At 41.2% G+C, this 21,021-nt stretch carries 18 protein-coding genes; 13 read left to right on the forward strand and 5 right to left on the reverse strand.

Annotated elements, in window-relative coordinates:
• Positions 1–102 precede the first annotated feature (102 nt).
• The 11 genes from EXN75_RS05825 to EXN75_RS05875 all read left to right on the forward strand — a co-directional run bounded on the left by EXN75_RS05825 (position 103) and on the right by EXN75_RS05875 (position 13,706).
• Complete coding sequence (locus EXN75_RS05825) at positions 103–642, forward strand: RHS repeat domain-containing protein (RefSeq protein ID WP_167639461.1); 540 nt, start codon at positions 103–105, stop codon at positions 640–642.
• Positions 643–702: 60 nt separating this feature from the next.
• Positions 703–1,740: a hypothetical protein gene (locus EXN75_RS05830; protein ID WP_134843123.1), complete on the forward strand. Its 1,038-nt coding sequence runs from the start codon at positions 703–705 to the stop codon at positions 1,738–1,740.
• Between the two features lie 45 nt (positions 1,741–1,785).
• Positions 1,786–3,069 (forward strand): hypothetical protein, encoded by a 1,284-nt coding sequence (locus tag EXN75_RS05835; RefSeq protein ID WP_134843124.1) that lies wholly within the window; start codon positions 1,786–1,788, stop codon positions 3,067–3,069.
• Between the two features lie 422 nt (positions 3,070–3,491).
• Positions 3,492–3,971, forward strand: a complete 480-nt coding sequence (locus EXN75_RS05840; RefSeq protein ID WP_134843125.1) for a hypothetical protein — start codon at positions 3,492–3,494, stop codon at positions 3,969–3,971.
• 50 nt (positions 3,972–4,021) lie between these two features.
• A complete protein-coding gene (locus EXN75_RS05845; RefSeq protein WP_134843126.1) occupies positions 4,022–7,360 on the forward strand; it encodes a tubulin-like doman-containing protein in 3,339 nt (1,112 codons plus the stop codon).
• A complete protein-coding gene (locus EXN75_RS05850; RefSeq protein ID WP_134843127.1) occupies positions 7,357–8,481 on the forward strand; it encodes a hypothetical protein in 1,125 nt (374 codons plus the stop codon). Before EXN75_RS05845 ends, EXN75_RS05850 begins: the two co-directional genes overlap by 4 nt.
• Positions 8,468–9,199 (forward strand): hypothetical protein, encoded by a 732-nt coding sequence (locus tag EXN75_RS05855; protein WP_134843128.1) that lies wholly within the window; start codon positions 8,468–8,470, stop codon positions 9,197–9,199. The genes EXN75_RS05850 and EXN75_RS05855 overlap by 14 nt, the downstream gene beginning before the upstream one ends.
• Before the next feature lie 31 nt (positions 9,200–9,230).
• Positions 9,231–10,274 carry a hypothetical protein gene (locus EXN75_RS05860; protein WP_134843129.1) on the forward strand — a complete coding sequence of 348 codons (1,044 nt, stop codon included), beginning with the start codon at positions 9,231–9,233 and terminating at the stop codon, positions 10,272–10,274.
• 18 nt (positions 10,275–10,292) lie between these two features.
• On the forward strand, positions 10,293–11,867 hold the full coding sequence (locus EXN75_RS05865) for a hypothetical protein (RefSeq protein WP_134843130.1): 1,575 nt from the start codon (positions 10,293–10,295) through the stop codon (positions 11,865–11,867).
• Between the two features lie 23 nt (positions 11,868–11,890).
• Positions 11,891–12,574 (forward strand): hypothetical protein, encoded by a 684-nt coding sequence (locus EXN75_RS05870; protein WP_134843131.1) that lies wholly within the window; start codon positions 11,891–11,893, stop codon positions 12,572–12,574.
• 28 nt (positions 12,575–12,602) lie between these two features.
• Positions 12,603–13,706 carry a S1 family peptidase gene (locus tag EXN75_RS05875; RefSeq protein WP_134843132.1) on the forward strand — a complete coding sequence of 368 codons (1,104 nt, stop codon included), beginning with the start codon at positions 12,603–12,605 and terminating at the stop codon, positions 13,704–13,706.
• A gap of 201 nt (positions 13,707–13,907) precedes the next feature.
• On the opposite strand, the gene EXN75_RS05880 is transcribed toward EXN75_RS05875, so the two are convergent.
• Both EXN75_RS05880 and rpsO read right to left on the reverse strand, forming a co-directional pair.
• On the reverse strand, positions 13,908–15,095 hold the full coding sequence (locus EXN75_RS05880) for an ATP-binding protein (RefSeq protein ID WP_246031308.1): 1,188 nt from the start codon (positions 15,093–15,095) through the stop codon (positions 13,908–13,910).
• Positions 15,096–15,463: 368 nt separating this feature from the next.
• Positions 15,464–15,733, reverse strand: coding sequence for a 30S ribosomal protein S15 (gene rpsO / locus EXN75_RS05885; RefSeq protein WP_118117074.1), 270 nt, complete (start codon positions 15,731–15,733; stop codon positions 15,464–15,466).
• A gap of 181 nt (positions 15,734–15,914) precedes the next feature.
• On the opposite strand from rpsO, the gene typA reads away from it, so the two are divergent.
• Both typA and EXN75_RS05895 read left to right on the forward strand, forming a co-directional pair.
• Positions 15,915–17,717, forward strand: a complete 1,803-nt coding sequence (gene typA, locus EXN75_RS05890; RefSeq protein WP_118117075.1) for a translational GTPase TypA — start codon at positions 15,915–15,917, stop codon at positions 17,715–17,717.
• A gap of 163 nt (positions 17,718–17,880) precedes the next feature.
• Positions 17,881–18,843 (forward strand): transporter, encoded by a 963-nt coding sequence (locus EXN75_RS05895; protein ID WP_134843133.1) that lies wholly within the window; start codon positions 17,881–17,883, stop codon positions 18,841–18,843.
• A 75-nt stretch (positions 18,844–18,918) separates the two neighbouring features.
• On the opposite strand, the gene EXN75_RS05900 is transcribed toward EXN75_RS05895, so the two are convergent.
• The 3 genes from EXN75_RS05900 to EXN75_RS05910 all read right to left on the reverse strand — a co-directional run bounded on the left by EXN75_RS05900 (position 18,919) and on the right by EXN75_RS05910 (position 20,889).
• On the reverse strand, positions 18,919–19,404 hold the full coding sequence (locus tag EXN75_RS05900) for an S-ribosylhomocysteine lyase (RefSeq protein ID WP_118117096.1): 486 nt from the start codon (positions 19,402–19,404) through the stop codon (positions 18,919–18,921).
• 24 nt (positions 19,405–19,428) lie between these two features.
• The gene (locus EXN75_RS05905; protein WP_134843134.1) at positions 19,429–20,127 is read right to left on the reverse strand and encodes a 5'-methylthioadenosine/adenosylhomocysteine nucleosidase; all 699 of its coding nucleotides are present in this window, start codon (positions 20,125–20,127) and stop codon (positions 19,429–19,431) included.
• 81 nt (positions 20,128–20,208) lie between these two features.
• Complete coding sequence (locus EXN75_RS05910) at positions 20,209–20,889, reverse strand: porin family protein (protein WP_134843135.1); 681 nt, start codon at positions 20,887–20,889, stop codon at positions 20,209–20,211.
• Positions 20,890–21,021 lie beyond the last annotated feature (132 nt).

Genomic DNA, 21,021 nt, shown 5'->3' on the forward strand with positions numbered 1-21,021 from the left:
ATTTATATGAGTAAGTTTTTTAAAACCTTAGGAGTACTATTCTCCTTGCTGTTACTTACTAGTGTGAGTATGACAGCGCAAGTAAAAAAGAAAACAACGACTGTGAAGAGAACGGTAGTGGCTCAAACTAAGCCAGTGCTTGACTTAACTTGCTTTGATTTAAAAGGCAAGGTTCACACTTGTATCGAGTGGTCGAATGCTGGTGGTCCAAGACATAAACGAATCTTTGACAGAAATGGCAAGTGGATAGGTTATCGTGATGATGGCGGTTTAAATATTTGGAACAATATATCGGGACTCAAACGTGATGCAAAGGGCCGTATAACTTTCTATCGTGAGAAGGATGATGACTATACCGTGCCGAAAGCTATTTCGTATGATTCTGCAGGACGTGTAACAAAGATAACTTCTGTTTTTGACGAAGAAACAGATGAAACCGTTTATTCTTATGATAGCAAAGGACGTTTGATAAAGGAAGTCTTTACAGCAACAGATATGTCTGAAGAGAATGTTACTGTCTATAAGTATAGCGACTATGAGTTTGACTCTCATGGCAATTGGACGTCACGTATCTGTGAGTTTGAAGTAGATGGAAATCCTGTTCGTGAGTGTATATCACGTGTCATTACCTACTATAAGTAATTTTTTTGAAGAAGCCATGAACAACATGACTTAGTTATTAACGATAAACTTTTTCTTAATATGATTGAAAAAAGTCGGTATGGAAAACACAATTATTGTTTAGTAATTGGTTTGGTTTTGTTGCTGTTTCTGTTTCAGAAAGCAGTTGCACAGATAAACAAACTCACAGTGAAAGTACCAGATTTTAAGCGTTTTGTTATTGTTACTCAGGACAATGTAAATCTGCGTCGTACGCCAAGTGTAAATGGCGGTAAACTGATGTGTTGGAATTCTGATGGCGGTTCTTACGATACATATTGCAAAATATTTTTTGCTGATACTGAGTCGAAACTTTATCGACCAAATTCCATGACAGGGGCTTTTGTAGAAACTTTCCATCCTATGAATGGTGACTTTTTGCCAGTGAATCCAAACAGCATAGAGTCTCAGAACGGATGGTATCAGGTAGGAGTAATTGCCAATTCTTATGGAGGAAACCCTGGGCATGCTAATGCTAAATTGGCTTGGATTAAAGGAGATTTCTGCAAGGTCGTAGATGTCGATATGAATGCGAAACCCTCTCAAATTGCTTTTCCTCGTAATTTCAGTTATGATGAGGAACGTGAAGAAGAAGTTAAAGGTCCGTTGGTTACAATAAGGGAGGGGCTCAGACGCAAAAGTGGACTCTATACCAATCTGACATTCTTTGTAACTGCAAGTCCTGATGGAAATTCGATACTTGTGACAGCCCCTATTCTGTCTTCTCATTTTGTTTTCATTGCCCGTACTTCCATAGATGTGCAGTATGATTCAGAACAGAAAAGTGCAGTTGTTCTGCATGAAGTGGAAGAAGAAAACGAAATGGGAGATGTGGATACTTTTCTCCGTTTGACTACGAATACTGAAGCTCAAAAGTCAAAAGCTGCAGTCAACTATATTCTTGCGGCTTCTGATCAGGTGTTTGGTAAATTGGTCAAGTTCTTATTCCCTGAGAATAAAATCCCTACCGATGAAGTTTATTTCATGGATACAGAAGGTAAATGCCAAAGTTTCGGCTATGATCCTATTGTATCTTCTGTTATTCCGGCTAAGAGTTCTTCTATGTCTTTGCAAAAGTAGTGCATGGGTAATCGAACAGAGTTAGAAATTTAAAAAGATCAAAGTATGAAAAAGTATTCCTTATTTTTATTGAATTTGGGTGTTATGGTACTGGCTTTTGTGTTCGCCTCTTGTAGTGGCGGATCAAGCAGTAAGTTGACCAATGAGGGTATCTTTGGCGAAATGCCTGGCTATCTGTTACAGTATTTGGACTTGAAGCAGAAATGCGTTGAAGAGTTGGAATTTGAGGACAATAAGGATAAACGTGATGAGATCATCACTAAATATATAGAAGAATGGAATAAGATTCTTCCATCCCAAAAAGTACAAGAATTGAGGGAAAAACCGGTGTCTGATTCTGTGCCAATTATTAGTCATAGAAGAGTTAGTTTCTCCAAAGGTCTTGCAGGAATTACTGACATGGAAGCGTCTATGGTAGGAAAATATAAAGTCAATTTAGAAGTCTTAGCAAAAGCTGAAAATCCGAGTTACTACAATGAACTTTGCTTCATGTTGGATAAAAATGATTCTGTTATTTTTCCAGCTCGCGTATTCTTTAAAAATGGCAGGGCTTCTATTGCTTACAGTATCTGTGGTGATGATCGGAATGGTGTTAAAATGTTTGATGGATATAGATGCGCTCTGTATGCTTTAGATAAAATCAGTAAAATAGTAGTTCCTACTGATGAGGAATTACTATCTTATGTAGAGAAAGCTAAAAGCAACTTGGAAAAAATAGCTAAAGAATTGCTTGAGGATGGTATTATTGAAAATGTTGAGGAATTAACTGGAATCAAACAAGAGGAAAATAAGGAAGATGCAGAACAGGCTGATATGAATAAGCCTGGTGATGTAGATCTTGCTTACTTTGAGTTGCGAGGAAAGGTGAAGTCTTTTACAGAGAGAAATGATGATAATTCGATTTCTTATTCTTTTACTGAAAAAGGTAAGTGGAATACATATAATGGTAGAAGTATCCAAAATGCTCTCTCTGATGTTGAGCGTGATGCCCAAAAACGAATCATAAAATATACGGAAGGTGAATACGACTGTATTGATACTGAAGAGATCACCTATGATAGCAAGACGGGATGGGTATCTAAAATCAAGCACAATGGTGAAGGTGAAGATATAACGACTTTCACCTACGATGAGAAAGGTTACCTTATCAAGAAAGTTTGCGAAGGTGAATCTTGGGAAATGGGAGCTGAAGAAGGTGAAAAGTTCAAAGATACCACCACCTATACCTACGAGAGCTTTGATGAACATGGCAACTGGACTGCGCGTTCTGCAAAAAGTAGTGATGGTAGAAGTTGGAAGGAAACTCGTAGAATTCAATATTACAAATAAATATCTTATGGCGATATATTACTGTTTTCTCATGATGTCTTTTTCATGATGAGAAATAGAGGTATATCGCCTTCTTGATAACGAAACATGTTGTTATCAGATAAAATAAGGGAGATAGTACAATCTTATATATTAAACCTTATTTATATTTGTATATAAGGCGATTACAAAAGTGTATTCTGTACACGTCACGATATTTATGAAAGTTAAAAATAAAAAAAGTTAGAAAAAATTTTGTGTTACCAAATATTTATTATATATTTGCAAGCGTAAAAAGTGTCTTTTCTACCAAAAGGCATGTTTTTTATGTATCTTGAAATAACTTAATTAATAACTTAAAGCGATAGCAAATGATATTTTTCCAATTATTCACGACTGCATTTATGTCCATTTTCTATGGCGTGGTCATTACAACAGCAGTCATGGCTATATTGTACTTTCTGCTACGACAGTTTAATCGTGGCATTGTGGAGTCTGTTCCTTTCTATATAACAGGTGCGGTGCTCTTTCTGCTGCTCACGATTCAGTTCTCGTTGATGATGGGAGCTATCGATGCGAAAAGCTATGTTGATAGCATAGAAATCTATGTCCAGCAGTTGGTAGAGGGAGCAAGTGGACTGGTTACGGCGCAGGAATCACAGGAGATATTGGATGAAATTACATCTCAGAATCATTTGTTCGGTCTATTCTTCGGAACCTGTAATTTCTCTGGAAATGATGTTTCCCAGTTGCCTGCAGTTATGGCAGAAACCTTCCGCAGCAACTTGAATTCCTATATATGGCATCGAGTAGGGTGGGCATTTTTCGTGATAGTCGTTGCTGTTGTCATCGCTATCTTTGCCAGAAAACGTCCGATTTCCTGCAATTTCGATGAGTCGTTTGAAGATTTGGGAATATATTGATACCTCTCATTGATGAATATAAACTGATAATAACTAAAAGGATAAATAATATGAAGGAAAATCACATTCTTATTGGCTTGGGCGGTACCGGTGGAAAAGTACTGAAGGCCTTCCGTAAAAGACTCTATCAGGAGTATAATGATGATGAGCGTGCTAAACTTCCTATCGCCTTCCTCTATGTGGATTCAAGCACAGAGGAGATGATGCCTGGCGACAAGACTTGGTATGTCTTGGGAAAGAATGCGCAGTTCACTGCTAATGAGTTTGTCAACGTTAAGGGTGTTGACATCAAATCTATCTTGGCTAATCCAAAGAACTATCCAGGCTTGAAAGGCTTGATCGGTGATGGTGAGGTAATGGCTAAAACAATCGGTGAGGTGGGAGCAGCTGCAGCTCAGAAGCGCCGTGCTGGTCGTATCCTCTTCGGTTCAAGTGTTGAGAATTACAAGAATGCTTTGTTGGGTGCTTACAACAGGGTAAACAAGATTACTCATGCTGAGCGTACCAATATTTATATATTTACCGGTTTGGCTGGTGGTACAGGTTCTGGTTCTATTATTGATGTGATTTCCCAAACCCGTATGATGCCACAGTTCCAGGATATGTTGTCTATGGACGGAAAGACGGGTACTTCTATCGTTGTCAATGCGATGGTTCCTGAAATTACACCTCCAGGAAAGAGTGATGCAGGCAAGTATCATGCTAATGGATATGCTGCATTGCAGGAATTGAATGCCTTGCTTTCTGGTAATTTCAAGCCATACGATGTTTCCGGACTTCACGAAAGAATGGAGTTGGACAGGGTAAGAAAGGTTGCTGATGGTTTGATACTCTACAGCAATGCCAATGAACATGGTTATCTCGTAGAGTCTCATCATGAGTTGCCACAGATTCTTGCCGACTTTACTTATAGCCGTATCTTCCTCGATGTCAATGACAATACTCAGGAGTTCTTGCGTAGTTATTCTTTTGAGAATATTGCTGACTGGGCAATGGAATATTATGAAAAGGCTAAACCAGGACAGATTGTTCCTTATCGTACAAAGGCTGTCAGCTCTTTCGGTTTCAAGCGTATTATCATTCCTGAAGAGGAAATTATTGAATATTTCACATACTCATTCGGTCGTCAGGCATTGTTGCAGATGCGTTATGGCAACTGGAGTGATGACTTAGGCTACCGTGATGCTCCTGCTAACAAGGACTTCAATTCTGCTGCTGCCAGTGCTGACTTGCAGGAGAAGTGGCGTATTACAGATAAGCACCTGATGCTTGAAATTCCTATTCTCAAGGACGAAGAGAATAAGTTTGGTGCTTTTGCTCCTTATTGGGCTGGTATCATTCCAAGATGGGCTATGGCTGCTGAGAAGGAAAACCAGCCTTTGGCTAAGTTGGAAGCACTCTGCGAGAAGGGTTATAACGAACTGTTCCGCAACTGCGGTGCTAAACAGTTCTACGAGAATAAATTGGCAGCCTGCGATAGTCATGCTCGTGAGATTCGCAGTCGTATCGAACAGTATATCTTCGACCAGTGGAAGGTAGGCGATCTGTCTCTCTATAACATGTTGCAGTTGGTTGACTGCATCGCTGATGAGATTGCCAAGAAGCGTAAGAACATGGAGACGCTTGCTCAGAATTCTCGTCAGCAGTCTGACCAGCTCATTCAGATGCGTGAGATGAACAAGAAGGATTTTGCTGGTGTGCTGATCCAGAAATTGGTGAAGGGTAAGTATCTGACCAAGCATTCTACCATCTTGCAGAAGTTGATGGTGAAGCGTTGCGAGGTCTTGGGTGCTGAGTTCGCACAGCAGTTGTTAGCTAAGGTAAGCAACTTGATTTCTGGCTTGCGCAGCGATATTGAAATCTTTGTAGCTACATTGAATGAGGCTATTGAATACAATGAGGCGATGATTGCTGCCCGTTGCAATGATGAAAATAATGGTTTGAGCAACCTGCAGAAAGTAGTTATCCGCTTCTATGACCAGCAGCGTGTGAAGAACTTCACAGAGCAGGTGATCAAGGATAAGAAACATCAGAAGGGATTGGCTGATGCCGTTCGCGCCAGCATCGTAGAGGAGATAGGTGCTGATGCTACATTCAGTCGTGCCAATGCCACTATCGATAAGGATTCTTTGGCAGATCTTATGGAGACTGTAGTTCGCCAGAAGTCAATCGCTATCCATGAGGATATCTTGGTTGAGGCAAATACCAAACTGATCAACCGCAACATTCTTGAGCAGTTGAGTGAGCGCTATACCGATGAGGATTCTTTGAAGGAATTTGCCAAGAAGGTGATCATCGAGAGTGGTGTGTTCTTGCAGTTGAATCCTGCAGAACTTCAGAGTGCTGTTGGTGGTGAGAACAATCCTGTTCCGCAGCAGGGCTTGAATATCAACCGTAAGATCGTACTTGTCAACCTGCCAAAGGTTGAGGGGAATGATAAGGTGACCAAGTTTGCCAACAAGTTGAGAGATGCGCTGAAGGGTTCTGTTGAAGCAGGAATTCAGGTATATGTTGATATGAACGGTTCCCGTCAGAACGAGATGACCGTCCAGGCTATTACCTATTGCTTCCCAATCCGCTGTCTGAAGTATCTGCCATTCTACAAGGAGCGTTACGACCTCTTGGTAAATGGTACAGAAGGCAAGCAGATGAGAGTTGTTCTTCACTCTGAGGGCACAGGTGAGGATTATCCGAAGTTGGAGTTGCAGGCTGAGTTGAAGGGCTCAGAAATCCGTGCGCTTTACATGCCATACGCTATCATCGCTTACTCTATCGACTATATTAAGCATGGTGATTTGATGGATGGTACAGGTCGTACAGCCTTCGGTATTGTATCCAAGGACCCATTGCTTGGTTTGGAATCTTTGAAACCATTAGGCTCTAAATTTATCGAGATAGGTTATAATGCTGAATTTACAGAGAGTCTCGGTGAGAGTTTGAAGGAAAAGTATGAGGATGTTGCGGGTACAACTCTGATGAATATCAATACCCGTAAGCAAACCTTAGTTCCTAAGATCCAGCAGTTGTTAGGACAGGTTGTTCTGCCAGAGTGTGGTGGCAATCAGGGTTCTTCTGAGTTCCTTGAGTTCGTGGAGTGGACCAAGAAAGCTCTTGAGATTATCCAGCAACCAGTTCAGCCAAAGAAGGCTGCTCCAAGCAATGTTGGTGGTATCGACTTGGGCTATGGTGTTTATTATGGTGAAAGCAAGAATGGCAAGCCACATGGCTATGGTAAGATTGTTTTCAAGAGAACACATCGCATCATCAGTTCTAAAGATTATGTGGCTAATCCAGGAGATACTTATGAGGGTGAGTTCCGTAACGGAGTTCCTTCTGGCGGTATGGGTTATTGGAAACATGATGGTGATATAACAGCAGTGAAGCCATGATACGTAAACTGACTATAGTATTATTGGTGATGGTGGCACAGATATGTGTCGCCACACCATACTACAATGTTCGTCTCTCCAAGATAGCGAATGCTGTGGGAGTGAACCTGCCTGATACTATAGGAAAGAATACGAATAATGATACCTTATATACATTTAAGGGGAAACCTTTGCGAATCAGAACCAATGCCTTTGGTGATGTCTGCCATATTGGTTATAAACTTTTCCACAATGAATTGATGGCTGCCTATGGCGAATCTCCGGCTTTTGATTTCCTGGAGCGTTACCTGCTTGAACTTGACCTGTTGCTGGATGGAAAGACGCTGCAACAGCGTTTGGATGTTGATAATGTGGTTATCACGAAAGGAAACATCAATATGTTGCGCATGGTCAATGAAAACTGTCCTTTCTCCATACAATACATCAAGCGACGTGGTTATCGGGTTACTTGGACTGTAAAAGGGAAACCGGTGACTGTTGCTTTTCAGGCAGATTGCCAGTTGATCAAAGGTTGCAATATGATAGAGATGGACTCCCTATTGGTAAGAGATTTGCCGAAACATCATTCTTTAGACAATCAGACAATTCTTAAAGGGTGGGAGAATGCCAAGGTTTCCACTTCTCAGGATGCAAGGATCTTAGATAATGGAAACTACCTGAGCAATCTGATCAGCAGTAAACTTTATTTTAGGACTGTCAATGGCAAGGAAGAACTGGTATGCAGTAAAGGAAGTGTAGCCAAGAGTATTAACAACATCATGTTGACGGGCATTTTCCGAAATGCAATCTCCCTGAGACTGGCGGTTGACAAATATGGTTATCAGACAGATTCACTCCTTGTTACCTTGCAGCAGTTTGTTTCTTTCTGTCGGGCAGAGGGAGCGAAAATATATATGGGTATCAAGACCGTTTCTCAAAAGGAATTGTCGGGAACACTGTTTATCTTGAATGAGCCTTTGGCTTACAATCATGTGCTTTCTTTCCGTTTTCCGATATGCCTCTTGCAGGGTAAGGACGATGTAGTAGATGCAAAGTTGTATCCTTACATACCTTTGCAAAACATTGTAGAGAAGTATTTTACAGATAATATAAAAGACGAGTATAAGTATGAAATCAAGTAACCTTTTAGTTCTACTATTGTTATTCTTCTTTGGTGGAACACTTCATGCTCAAACAGTTGACGAGCAGAAAAAACAGATTGCATCAGTCAAGAAAAGCAATCTCTATATCTATGGCGAGGCTACGGCTGAGACAGAACAGGATGCAAGAGACTTGGCTGAAGAAATACTGAATTATGAGATAAACAAGTGGGCTGCCAGTCAGAAAAAACTGAAGGGAACTGCCAACTTCGTATTAAACAACCGTCAGGAACTTTATACGACCATGTCTTTGCCTCGTGGAAACATGTTCAGAAGTTTTATGTACGTCAAAAAAAGCGATATCCAGAAAGGTGATAATGCAACCATTATTTCCAAGGAAGTAAATGCTCCTGTAGCAGATGTGAATACTCCAGTAGCAGCGACTTCTCAGGTGGAGGAGATTTCAACCGTTCAAACAACATTTCCTGCTGTTGCAGTAGAATTGGCAGCCTTGACACAATATACAGATGTGGCAGCTAAAATTATGGATTATAAGAAATCTGGCAAGATTAAGACTTATGATTATTACGCCAAGTTGGATAATCCTGCATTGTATTATTTAGCTATGTATAATAAAGATGGGGTAGTAGAGGCCATTTTGTCTCCAGGTAAGCCTCGTAAGAATGTGAAGACAGGACAAGAGGATACCACCAATAACTATCCGGGATGTGGTGCGATTGGTTTTATCATAAATGAGTAATCTCCAGAAATTAGAATAAAAGATTTTAATTATGAGAAAGTCTATTAAATATTTATTGACGTTGATCTTCTGCATTTCCAGCTTCTCTGCGGCGATGGCAGTTGATGTTACACTTACCGTAGATGAGGGCTTTGTTCGCCCTTCTGGAATGGATGCAGCTGAGAGAAACTTAGCTAAGGTTCTCACTGAAATCAATCGTGCCCAAAGTTCGCATGATATCGTTTCGGTAAAGAACCTTCAGATGACTGAATTTGCCAAGAAATCTTTGGCTCGTCTTTGGGCTGTTACTCCGTTTTATGTGGATGATGAGGATGTAGTAGAACGTTGCTGGCCTTTTGCAAATGGTACCATGACCGTCTATCACATCCCTCTGATCATTACACCAGAAGGTGAGGATTTCGGTACAAATACTTATCAGGATGCTGTGGTGGAATTTAATTCCAGAGGTGTTATCACTGATTTCCGCTTTGCGATGGACTCTCAGACCGGTATGAGTATGGACCGTTGTGGCTCTAAGTCTGTTGTCAGTCAGGAAAGAGAGATGATTGTGATGAGATATGTGGAGCAATTCCGTACTGCATACAACCAGAAAGATTTGGGTACTATCGGAAAGTTCTTTGCTGATGACGCCCGTATCATTACAGGTAATGTCATCATGAAAAAGATGAATGGAATGGATGAAAATGAAAAGGCGCAGTTTATGGTAAAATATACCGAGCAGACAAAAACTCAGTATATGGCCAACTTGAGACGTGCTTTTGCTCGTAACAAATGGATTGATGTCCAGTTTAAGCAGATTGGTCCTGATGGTTTCCCAAGTGGAGGCTGTAGAGAAGGTATTTCGATGTCAAAAGACGGTAAGTTCTATGGCGTACGCCTTCAGCAGTCATGGAAGTCCAGCACTTATAGTGATGAGGGTTACCTCTTCCTGATGTGGGAATTCTTTGATGACGGAAGAGAGCCTGTAGTTCATGTTCGTGCTTGGCAGCCAATGTATGTTGGTAAGGAAAAGCAGGAACCTAATCTTGACATCATGTCTCTGAGCGGTTTGGGAGCCGGAATCATTCGAGAGTAGAATTTTACTTTATTGCGTATGAAAAAGTTATTTGTATTTTTAGGCTTATGTCTTCTTACATTGACTACTTGGGCGCAGTCTCAATATGTGTCTTGCGAGCGAACTGCTGAGCAAGACCTTATTGACGACGCTGGGCGTAGTGGTATCTTGGTTCTCTCCAAGCGTTCTGACTTGGTGGTGACAGTCTTGAACTCGCCTAATGCAAAATCTGTATTGAGGGGGCGTAATAGAAATAATAATTATCTTTATGAGATTATTGTCAATCCTGATGAATGCAAACTTCCTAAGGTAGAGGTCAGCAAACGAGGCGATATCAATCGTTCCCGTTTTACTGTCAATCTGAAAAAGGGTCTGTTGCAGGCTTATTCTGTTGTAGAAGTAGAGAAGCCTATCGCTTTGGATGAACAGAACTTTTATGAGCCGATTTTGAGTATTGACAGTACTGCAGTAGAGTTTGTTTCTTCCTATCCCGATTTGCAATGTAAGGTTAGTCCGGATTTACATGCCCGTATTGCCAAGACAAAAAAGAAGAATGATGATAAGGTATATGTTACCATCGTGACCATTCCTATGTCCAGTATTCGTGTTATGAAAGATCAACTCAGAATGCTTAATGAAAGATGTAGGAATTATGAGAAGATGTTTGAAAACTATTCCGGCAAAAATAAAGAGAAGGATTTGGACGACTGGGATAAATGTGCTGATGAACTCAAAGAGTTGGATGATAAATGGCTGATGATGAAGAACATTGTCGTCTATGGTTCTAACACCAACCGGCTTTCTGTATCAGTAGAAAACTTAGTTGCAGACAAAAAGACCACTTATGGTATTCTTTCTGTCAAGCCGGAGGTTCTAACCGAGGCAGGTTCTTTGATGGCTGAAGCTGCACGCCTCTTTGAGATGCGCAGATATGAGGATGCCAAGCGTACTTTCATGAATGTGAAAAGTGCTAAGGACTTTAAGGTTGATTTGACTCCTGTCATCAATGCCAATCTTGCAGAATGTGATTCTTGTATCCTCTATACCAGATATGCAAATGGATTATTCAATAAATATTTGGGTTGGAAAAAACAGGGTGAAACCATTTCTCAAAAGCAGTTGGTAGATTGTGCCTCTGGTGCCTTGGAGATGTTCCAGTATCTCTCCAATCGTAATCCTTGTGATTATTATTCTAAAGGTATTGAGAAACTCAAGCAGGAAATCGATAAGATACCTCTTGATTTGCGTTTTACCGTCGTGAAATGGCAAAACGATTATTCTGGTTTCCAGGAAACGGGTCCGATGGAGAATGTGGAGGTTTGGGCTTATTATGGTGATGAGGGCTTTGCGATGAGAAATCTCACCAGAGACGGAGATTTAGCTCATAAAATCCGTAAGTCTGAAGATTTCAGTCAGGTGGGAACTTCAGGAGCTGATGGTGTTGTCGATCTGCATCTGAAACGTTCTGATTTACCAACTGGTTTCTTCTTCCGTCCTGTCGGTTACAAGAAAAAGGCGAAGGTGAAATTCCTGGATATGTCTAATGTTATGGCTCAGTCCCAAGGTGACTATACCATGCGCCAGTTCCGACTGAAAATGTATCTTGACAATTAAAATACTTATAATAATTATTACTTATGAAAAAGTCTATTGTATTTAAATTAGCTCTCGTAGCTTTTGCTTTGGTGTTTAGTGTAAATGCTTCTGCTGGTATTATTGATGGTTTGCTGAAACCGCTCTTGGAGCAATTCAATGTGACAGAAACTACAGTTCAATGGAGTAATGTTCCTGTTTATTCTGCTCAGAAAGTTGTTGAGACTGATGCAGATGGTAAAGAAGTTCTGAATGAGGATGGTACTCCAGCATATCGCGTATTCCTGATTGATCAGAATGGTAACAAGCGTAGCAAAGAGGCTGTTGATGCGCAGATTAAGCAGGTTAACAATGCAGTGCTCCGTATTACTGCCAAGGTAGGTGCTCCTTTGCTTCTCGGTATTCTGACGGGTAAGAAGGATGTTGCTATTATCGGTTCGCTGACCGGTGGTTTGTTGAGTATTGGTGATATTGTATCAGCCTATAAGTTGAAGATGTCTCTTGGTAAGCAGAAAAAACTGTTGAAAGCTTACTCTCAGGCATTCAATGATGAAGGTAAGCCTGTTGCAGCGAAAGTTGATTCAAAAACTCTTTCTGATTTGGGTCTGACAGATGCGAATACCATCTCACAGACAACAGCTGATTTGCTGAAAGACCTGGAGGGTTCTGATTATACTACGAATTCAGTTGCTGCTCTTGACGACGTAGATTTCTCTAAGTTGGATTAGGGTTCTTAATCCTTTAAAAATAGTCCTCATGAAAAGGATATTATTTTATTTGACTTTTGTTGCCGCATTGATTACCTCATGCGGCAACAAATCAGAGTCTTCCATTGAAAAGGAGATGGCCTCCGGTGTGGTTCTTATTCAGAACCAGAGCTATTATGAGGTGGAACTTTCCAATGGTGAGTCTCTTTATTTTGCTGGTTTTGATGAGGATGGAGACATCGTAGGCTTGACGGCAGATAAGGACTCAGTAAGTTTGTCTAATGGTTTTGGTACGGGTTTCTTTGTATCTGAAAATGGTGAAATCGTGACCAATGCGCATGTTGTTTCCAGTACCCGTACGGAGAAGGATATCAATAAGTCGATTGCTGCTGTCATCGAAAGTGTGAAGAAGCAGGTTGCAGAACAGTATTATGCCTTAGGCGAAAAGTTGGAACAGGCTCAGGCGCTTTATAATGAAGCGAATTATAGTGATGCTTATTCCATGGATGATTTCAACCGTATCCGTGAATACCGTGATGCCATTCAAAGTCAGAGAGAAGAGTATGCTGATACTTACAATGGACTGAGTGACATCCGTCCAAGTGAATCTGAAGTGAGATATCACAACCGTGTAAGTATTGCTTATAACAATACTTTTGTTACCAGCAATTCTGATTTCTCATCTTGTGTAGTACTGAAGGTTGATCACGAACATGATTTGGCTGTCATCCAATTGAAGGATAAGAAAACACCGGAAGGCAAGTATATCTTCGAGGTTCCGGATGATGATCCTTTGGAGGATTATTCGTTTACGGAGAGTATTGCCAAGTTCTTTGGCTCAGATAAGAATGATAAGCTTTTCCTGACAGGTTTCAACCGTGGTCCTTCGCTGGCTCAAACCAAAGATGGTATTAAGGCTCAGTTTAATATGGGCACTGTTAGTCAGCGTGCTTCCGACCAGATTATGTATTCCATTCCTGCTTTGCCGGGTAGTAGTGGCTCTGCTGTGGTTAACCACAAGGGTCAGTTGGTGGCTATCAATTATGCTGGTGTCAGTACAACCCAAAGCTTCAATTATGGTATCAGAGTGAAGTATCTGAAATCATTGATGAAGAATCTGGCATCCGGAATGGATGACGATGATGATTTTTAATAAGAATTTCCTCTATAAAGGAAGCTTTTCTATGAAATCTTTCCTTTATAGGGGAAATTTTGCGTTATTATTCCACTTCGCTCCAATCAATCAAGCCTTTACCCATTTCATCTAGTTCTATAGCGAGAGCAACAACTTTTTTGTTCTCTGCTTGGAATGGGGCAATATAATTATTGTTGATGATTTGTTGCTTGGCAGCAGTTAAACCTCCATGTCTCTGTAGAATGAGATTTGCATGGTTTGAATGTCCATCTGTGAACGAGCGGTAAGAGCAGGAAGTGCCATCGAATATAGGGCTTTTCTCACTTCGTAATTTGGAAATCCTAATGTGTAGCTCCACTCATCTTCGGCTTTTATAGTCAGATATCCAGATTGGTAAAGGAAAAGTTCTGCTCCACCTCCTGTAACATCTGATGTTTCTAAAATGTCTCTGTCAATGTAGCATTTCTCGAAATTCTTGATTCGCAATTCGATATTGTCAACAAACTTAGATAATAGGGTGGTTGCACCAGAAGCTACCCAGAAATTCTTGATTCTCTTTTGAGCTAAGGCACATATTAGACTATATGGGTTAAAGATGTCTGTCATGTTTTCACCACTGAAATGATAACCATCGTAATAACCCTTAAGCTTCTGTAATGTTGTAACCTTATCCCATTTATTCTTTTCCCCCAATTCAACCAACTCTTCATGGAAGTATTCGATAATTTCTTGTTGGGTGATGCCGCATACTGCCACATATTCTGGTAAGACACTGAGGTTTGTCAAGTTGTTGAGTACTGAGAACAAAGATATTTGCGTGAATTTAGTGATGCCTGTAATAAACACGAATCTCTCGTCAGTACTTGACGACTTTAGTACAGCAAAGACTTGGCGATAAACCTCTGTGCATTCTTTATGATAAGGAGTTTTCCAAGAGTGTTGGAGAGGAGCATCATATTCATCTACCAAAACAGCAGCAGGTTGTCCTGTGGACTGATGTGCGACTTTTAATATTTCGGTAAATCTGACTGATAGAGAAGATTTTTTCGTAGAGGTGATATGGTATTGCTCTTCGTAATTGCTGAAGGCATAGTCAAAATAAGACTTGATTTCTTCTGCAGTGTTACCTGCAATGCTCATGTCGAATCGAATGACAGGATATTTTATCCAGTCTTTTTCCCATTGCATAATCTTTAGACCATCGAAAAGTTCCTTGTTTCCCTCAAAGTAACATTGCAATGTATCGATAAGAATAGACTTGCCAAACCGTCTAGGACGGCTTAGATAATTGAACTTCCTTCCATTGGCAATTTGCCAAACGAGATCGGTTTTGTCAACGTATTTGTAGTTGCCTGTTCTGATTTCTCTAAAAGAGGTAACTCCTTCTGGCAGTCTTTGTGCAATCATACTGATTCTCCTTATTATATATAGCTGTTTGCAAAGTTAGCACTTTTTCTTGATAATAAGAAGAATAATGAAGTTTTTTAGAAAAATATCATGAAAAATTTTGTGGTTCCAATACAAGCCATGCTCATCACGTGGTCCCTCGGGGATCACGTGATGAGGAACTGGTGAACAAGAGACGGGCAACCGTTGCTCACGTGATGGTCAACGAGTGCCCAAATGGATAGCTATAATTTGGGCAACATGTTGTTGTCTTTTCCTCCTTATTATATATAGCCGTTTGCATAGTTTGCACTTTTCTAAATAAAAAAATCCCATCACTCTCAATGAGAATGATGGGATTCAATGTCTTAAAGCAAATTGCTTTCAGATTACTTACGAAGACCGAGGGCCTTGATGATGGCACGGTAGCGATTGATATCGCGGTCGTACAAGTAATCGAGCAATGCGCGACGCTTTCCTACAAGCTGTGTCAGAGAACGTGTTGTAGTATAATCTTTACGGTTCTTCTTTACATGTTCCGTCAAATGAGCAATACGGTATGAGAACAATGCTATCTGGCTCTCAGCTGAACCAGTATCAGAGTTAGACTTTCCGTACTTGCTAAAGATCTCTTCTTTTTTTGCTTTGTCTAAATACATAGCTGTGTTACTTAATAATAAATGTTACTTTAATTGTTTCTAATGCATTCAGGACCCTTCCTCGCGGCGGTTTCTCTAAAAATGCGCTGCAAAGTTACAACTTTTCTGTGAAACTTGCAAATTTTTCCGATATTTTTTGTAATTTTGCACCCAAATTCATTAAGTATTTAAGGTAAAGGAAATGCAAGACATTAGAAACATTGCAGTTATTGCACACGTTGACCATGGTAAGACTACCTTGGTGGACAAGATGATGCTCGCCGGAAAGCTGTTCCGTGACGGCCAGGATAATAGCGGCGAAGTGCTCGATTCCAATGATTTGGAGCGTGAGCGTGGTATAACCATTCTTTCAAAGAATGTATCTATCAATTGGAAAGGTGTTAAAATCAATATCCTCGATACTCCTGGACACTCCGACTTCGGTGGTGAGGTGGAGCGCGTACTCAATATGGCAGACGGTTGTCTCTTGCTTGTTGACGCTTTCGAGGGCCCTATGCCTCAGACCCGTTTCGTGTTGCAGAAAGCTTTGCAGCTCGGTCTGAAGCCTATCGTTGTTGTTAATAAGGTGGATAAGCCTAACTGCCGTCCTGAGGAAGTTTATGAGATGGTATTCGATCTCATGTGCGACCTTGATGCTACTGAGGATCAGCTTGATTTCCCTGTAGTATATGGTTCTGCCAAGAATGGTTGGATGGGAGAGGATTACAACAATCCTACAGACAACATCGACTATTTGCTCGATAAGATCGTAGAGGTTATCCCTGCTCCTAAGCAGTTGGAGGGTACTCCTCAGCTCCTTATTACTTCTCTCGACTACAGTTCTTATACAGGCCGTATCGCTGTAGGTCGTGTTCATCGTGGTACTCTGAAGGATGCCATGAATGTGACAATCTGCCATCGTGATGGTACACAGGAGAAAACCAAGATCAAGGAACTTCATACATTCGAGGGTATGGGTCACAAGAAGACTGATCATGTAGATTCTGGTGATATCTGTGCAGTTATCGGTTTGGAGAAGTTTGAGATTGGTGATACCATCTGTGATTATGAGAATCCAGAGCCACTTCCTCCAATCGCTGTTGATGAGCCAACCATGAGTATGCTCTTCACCATCAACGATTCTCCATTCTTCGGTAAGGAGGGTAAGTACTGTACTTCCCGCCATATCCAGGAGCGTTTGAATAAGGAGTTGGAGAAGAACCTTGCTCTTCGTGTTCAGCCATTCGAGGATTCTACTGATAAGTGGATTGTCAGCGGTCGTGGTGTGCTTCATCTCTCTGTGCTCGTGGAAACCATGCGCCGTGAGGGTTATGAGCTTCAGGTAGGTCAGCCTCAGGTTATCTACAAGGAGATTGACGGCGTGAAGTGCGAGCCTGTAGAGGAGTTGACTATCAATGTACCAGAGGAGTTCGCTTCTAAGATGATTGATATGGTAACCCGTCGTAAGGGTGATATGACTTCTATGTTGAACATGGGTGAGCGTGTGGATATCGAGTTTGATATTCCTTCTCGCGGTATCATCGGTCTTCGTACCAATGTGCTGACAGCTTCTCAGGGTGAGGCCATCATGGCTCACCGTTTCAAGGAGTATCAGCCATTCAAGGGTGAAATCAACCGCCGTTCTAATGGTAGTATGATTGCACTTGAAACTGGTACTGCTTATGCTTATGCTATTGATAAGCTTCAGGATCGTGGTAAGTTCTTCATCGACCCAGGTGAGGAGGTTTATGCCGGTGAGGTAGTTGGTGAGCATGTTCACGAAAACGACCTTGTCGTCAATGTGACTAAGGCAAAACAGTTGACCAACGTCCGTGCTTCTGGTTCAGACGATAAGGCTCGTGTGATTCCAAAGACCGTAATGAGTCTTGAGGAGTGCTTGGAGTATATCCGTGAGGACGAGTATGTAGAGGTAACTCCTAAGAGCATGCGTATGCGCAAGGTAATCCTTGATCACTTGGAGCGTAAGCGTAGCAATAAAGACTAATTAAGTATAGCTTTAAGGATATAAATGAAAAGAGAAATCCTCTCCTATCGGATGTTTCCGATATGGAGAGGATTTGAGTTATTGTACTTTTGCACTTGAATTTCTACTCTGTTTGGACTTGCAGTCAAATGGTTTATTCAATAGGAATCAAAATCACGTAATTATGAAGTTGTGGATTTTTTTCAGGAAGTTTTCCTTGCCCTGTTCGCTGGTCATAGGAGCAGTGGGTTATTTGATTTTTGCATACGTTCCTTTCTTGGAACCATTGGGTGATGCGGTCGGACCTCATTTGGTCAGTCTGATGCCGGTTGTATTGTTTGCTTTGCTTTATGTTACGTTTTGTAAGATAGAAATAAAGGAAATGAAGCCTAAAGCCTGGCATTTTATATTGCAACTGATTAGAACTTCTTTGGCTTTGATGATGGTAGTACTCATCTTTGAGTTTGGTAACGACTATAATACGAAACTGATATTAGAGGGTGCTTTCATCTGTTTTATTTGTCCTACTGCAGCTGCTGTGGCTGTGGTAACAGAAAAATTGGGTGGATCTATCGGCTCGCTTACTACCTATACGGTGATAGCCAATATTTTCACGATGGTTATCATCCCTTCTCTTTTCCCGATGGTAGAAAAAGGTGCTGATGTATCCTTTCTTTATATGAGTTTGATGGTGTTTAGGAATGTGACTACGGTTTTGGTGGTGCCATTACTTTTAGCCCTATTGAGTCGCAGATTCTTGCCGAAGTTTGTGGATAAAGTAAAGAGCGTAAAAGATTTGGGATTTTATATGTGGTGCTTCAATCTGACGATTCTGATGGGCGAGACGGTGCGTAATATCCTTCATGCTACGGTATCCGGTTGGATTCTTGTTCTGCTTCTGATTGTTCCGCTTTTCGTCTGTCTGATCCAGTTTGCCATCGGTAAGGCGGTGGGACGCCATTTTGATGCGAGCATTAGTGCAGGACAGGCTTTAGGTCAGAAGAATACGATAGTGGGTATCTGGCTCACCCTTACTTTCCTGAATCCGTTGGCTGCCGTAGCTCCAGGTGCCTATGTGGTTTGGCAGAATTTAGTGAATGGTTGGCAGTTGTGGTATAAGGAGAAGTATGGTAAACTCAAGTGGTAAAAAAGCATCTTAAGATACTCGTGAATGTATCTTAAGATGCTTTTTCTATATTTCAGTCTTTGACTTTTCCTGATTCTAATCCTGTGTAGGATAAATCAAGTTTTCTTCCTTGATAACGTTCAAGACCTCTTCGAGATATTTCTTGGACTCGTATTTTGCCATAGGCAGGTCGTGGAGCAGATAGTTGCCGCAATCCTTGGCAGCCTGTCCAGGAATCTCGCCTTCGAAGTCTGCGATAAACTTGAAGGTGCGCTTCATCAACTCAACGATGTCCTTGCTTTCCAAGTCTCCTTTGACGAGGAGGTAATTACCTGTGAGACAACCCATCGGACCCCAATATACGATGCGGTCTTTCCACTCTTCGTCATTGCGGAGATAGGTGGCAGCGAGGTGCTCGATCGTATGGATGGCACCGTTGTGGAGACAAGGCTCCTGATTAGGTACCTTCATGCGGATATCGAAAGTAGTGACAACTTCGTTTCCAATTTCGTCCTTACGGCTAACGTATATACCGCGGAGCAACTTGTTATGATTGATAGTAAAACTTGGTATCTTGTTCATAATTTCTAATTTGTCATTTCTAATTTATAATTTCTCCAAGAATGCTTTGGTAACATTGAAAGAACCTTCTGCCATCTTAGCCCAGAAATCAAAATACATCTGCGCCTTGGTGTCCTTGAGAGGTACATCACTGATGATGCGGAAGGAGATGAAAGGAGTCTTGTATATATGGCAGGTCTGTGCAATAGAACAGCTCTCCATATCGACAGCCATTGCATGAGGAAAGTGCTCCAGAATAGAGCGCATCTTCTCCTTGCTATCTACAAACCACTCTCCACTGACAATCTGTCCTGCATGTATCTTAGGATGGATGTTGTCTGGAAGATGATTGATGTCAAGTGCCTTCTCTACATATTCCTTGGGAGTTTTAAAGGTGGCTGGCATACCCAAAATCTGTCCAAATTCACATTCATCGCCGCAATAAGCGTCATGATATACACACTCTGTAGCCACTACGACCTCGGTGACATTGAGGTTGATATCAGCTCCACCAGCAACACCGGATGAGATTACCAGGTCTGGATGGTAATTGTCTATCATTTCTACGGCACCGATGGTACTGTTTACCTTGCCGATGCCGCACTGTTGCATGACTACTTCATTGTTGCCAATCTTTCCAATCACGAAATCCTTGTGGTTCTTTCGCTCTGTCTGTGATTCTGTCAATAATGTCTTGAGTTGCGTGAACTCCTTGTCCATCGCAACGATAATTCCTATTTTCATATATTTATTGTAACTTTTCCGATTGAGAATTTGCCGATATTAAAATCGGCTGCAAAGTTACGAAAAATATCTGATAAAACCTTAGAAGTTAACACCAAAGTTGAGTAGCAGTCCTCCATTATGGGATGTGTCGAAGGTATCATGACAGATGTTTGCCAGACCGATATCGTAGGTAAGGTCGGCATAGAACATATCGTATTGTATGCCACAACCCAGACGGAGTCCTCCATCTACCCGGCGGAAGTTCTCGTCATTAAATGAGTTTTGAGCTTCTCTCTGTTCGAAGTTCTTGATCTTTCCACCAACTCCTGAAGCGAAATATCCTCCAAAAAATGGTTGGAGAGAGAAGTGTGGATCGATATTGTACTTATATTTCAGTACAAGTGGAATTTCAATGTAGTTGAGGTCGTAGGTCATCTTCTTGCCATTAGCCAAATTTTTCTTACCACCTTTCTCTGTATAGAATAAGCCTCCTTCCAGATAAAGTGGCTGGGCATTTGAAAGTGCGACACCTGCCACAACTCCCACGTTGAGACCCGTCTGCCAATTTCCACCATCCAGTCTGCTATCATCCGAATTGACGTAAGAGAAAGAAGGACCAATCCTGAATCCAAAGTAGGAGTCAGGGAAATCATTGTCGTGACGGCCGTAGTCGAGATGACCTGTTTGCTTGTTGTAATATCTGCTCTGTGTATAGTGTTGAGCTGAGGATGGCATTGCGATGAGCAAGAGAGCCATCAGGAGAAATGTAATCTTTTTCATATTTTTCATCAATTTATTAGTTATACCTTATTATATATAAAGAGCTTTTTGTATGATATGAAACTCTTTTTCTGATGCTGCAAAAATACGTATCTTTTCTCATGTTGCAATTAGAGAATCCCTAAAAGAAAA

Origin of the sequence: Segatella hominis (assembly GCF_004535825.1) — a bacterium.
Lineage (GTDB): Bacteria > Bacteroidota > Bacteroidia > Bacteroidales > Bacteroidaceae > Prevotella > Prevotella hominis.

Coding starts and splice junctions, on each gene's coding strand:
- EXN75_RS05870 (WP_134843131.1), top strand. CDS start 11,891: ATGAAAAAGTCTATTGTATTTAAATTAGCTCTCGTAGCTTTTGCTTTG.
- EXN75_RS05840 (WP_134843125.1), top strand. CDS start 3,492: ATGGCTATATTGTACTTTCTGCTACGACAGTTTAATCGTGGCATTGTG.
- EXN75_RS05880 (WP_246031308.1), bottom strand. CDS start 15,095: ATGATTGCACAAAGACTGCCAGAAGGAGTTACCTCTTTTAGAGAAATC.
- EXN75_RS05900 (WP_118117096.1), bottom strand. CDS start 19,404: ATGAACAAGATACCAAGTTTTACTATCAATCATAACAAGTTGCTCCGC.
- EXN75_RS05910 (WP_134843135.1), bottom strand. CDS start 20,889: ATGAAAAAGATTACATTTCTCCTGATGGCTCTCTTGCTCATCGCAATG.
- EXN75_RS05905 (WP_134843134.1), bottom strand. CDS start 20,127: ATGAAAATAGGAATTATCGTTGCGATGGACAAGGAGTTCACGCAACTC.
- EXN75_RS05850 (WP_134843127.1), top strand. CDS start 7,357: ATGATACGTAAACTGACTATAGTATTATTGGTGATGGTGGCACAGATA.
- EXN75_RS05830 (WP_134843123.1), top strand. CDS start 703: ATGATTGAAAAAAGTCGGTATGGAAAACACAATTATTGTTTAGTAATT.
- EXN75_RS05845 (WP_134843126.1), top strand. CDS start 4,022: ATGAAGGAAAATCACATTCTTATTGGCTTGGGCGGTACCGGTGGAAAA.
- EXN75_RS05865 (WP_134843130.1), top strand. CDS start 10,293: ATGAAAAAGTTATTTGTATTTTTAGGCTTATGTCTTCTTACATTGACT.
- EXN75_RS05855 (WP_134843128.1), top strand. CDS start 8,468: ATGAAATCAAGTAACCTTTTAGTTCTACTATTGTTATTCTTCTTTGGT.
- EXN75_RS05835 (WP_134843124.1), top strand. CDS start 1,786: ATGAAAAAGTATTCCTTATTTTTATTGAATTTGGGTGTTATGGTACTG.
- EXN75_RS05895 (WP_134843133.1), top strand. CDS start 17,881: ATGAAGTTGTGGATTTTTTTCAGGAAGTTTTCCTTGCCCTGTTCGCTG.
- EXN75_RS05860 (WP_134843129.1), top strand. CDS start 9,231: ATGAGAAAGTCTATTAAATATTTATTGACGTTGATCTTCTGCATTTCC.
- typA (WP_118117075.1), top strand. CDS start 15,915: ATGCAAGACATTAGAAACATTGCAGTTATTGCACACGTTGACCATGGT.
- EXN75_RS05875 (WP_134843132.1), top strand. CDS start 12,603: ATGAAAAGGATATTATTTTATTTGACTTTTGTTGCCGCATTGATTACC.
- rpsO (WP_118117074.1), bottom strand. CDS start 15,733: ATGTATTTAGACAAAGCAAAAAAAGAAGAGATCTTTAGCAAGTACGGA.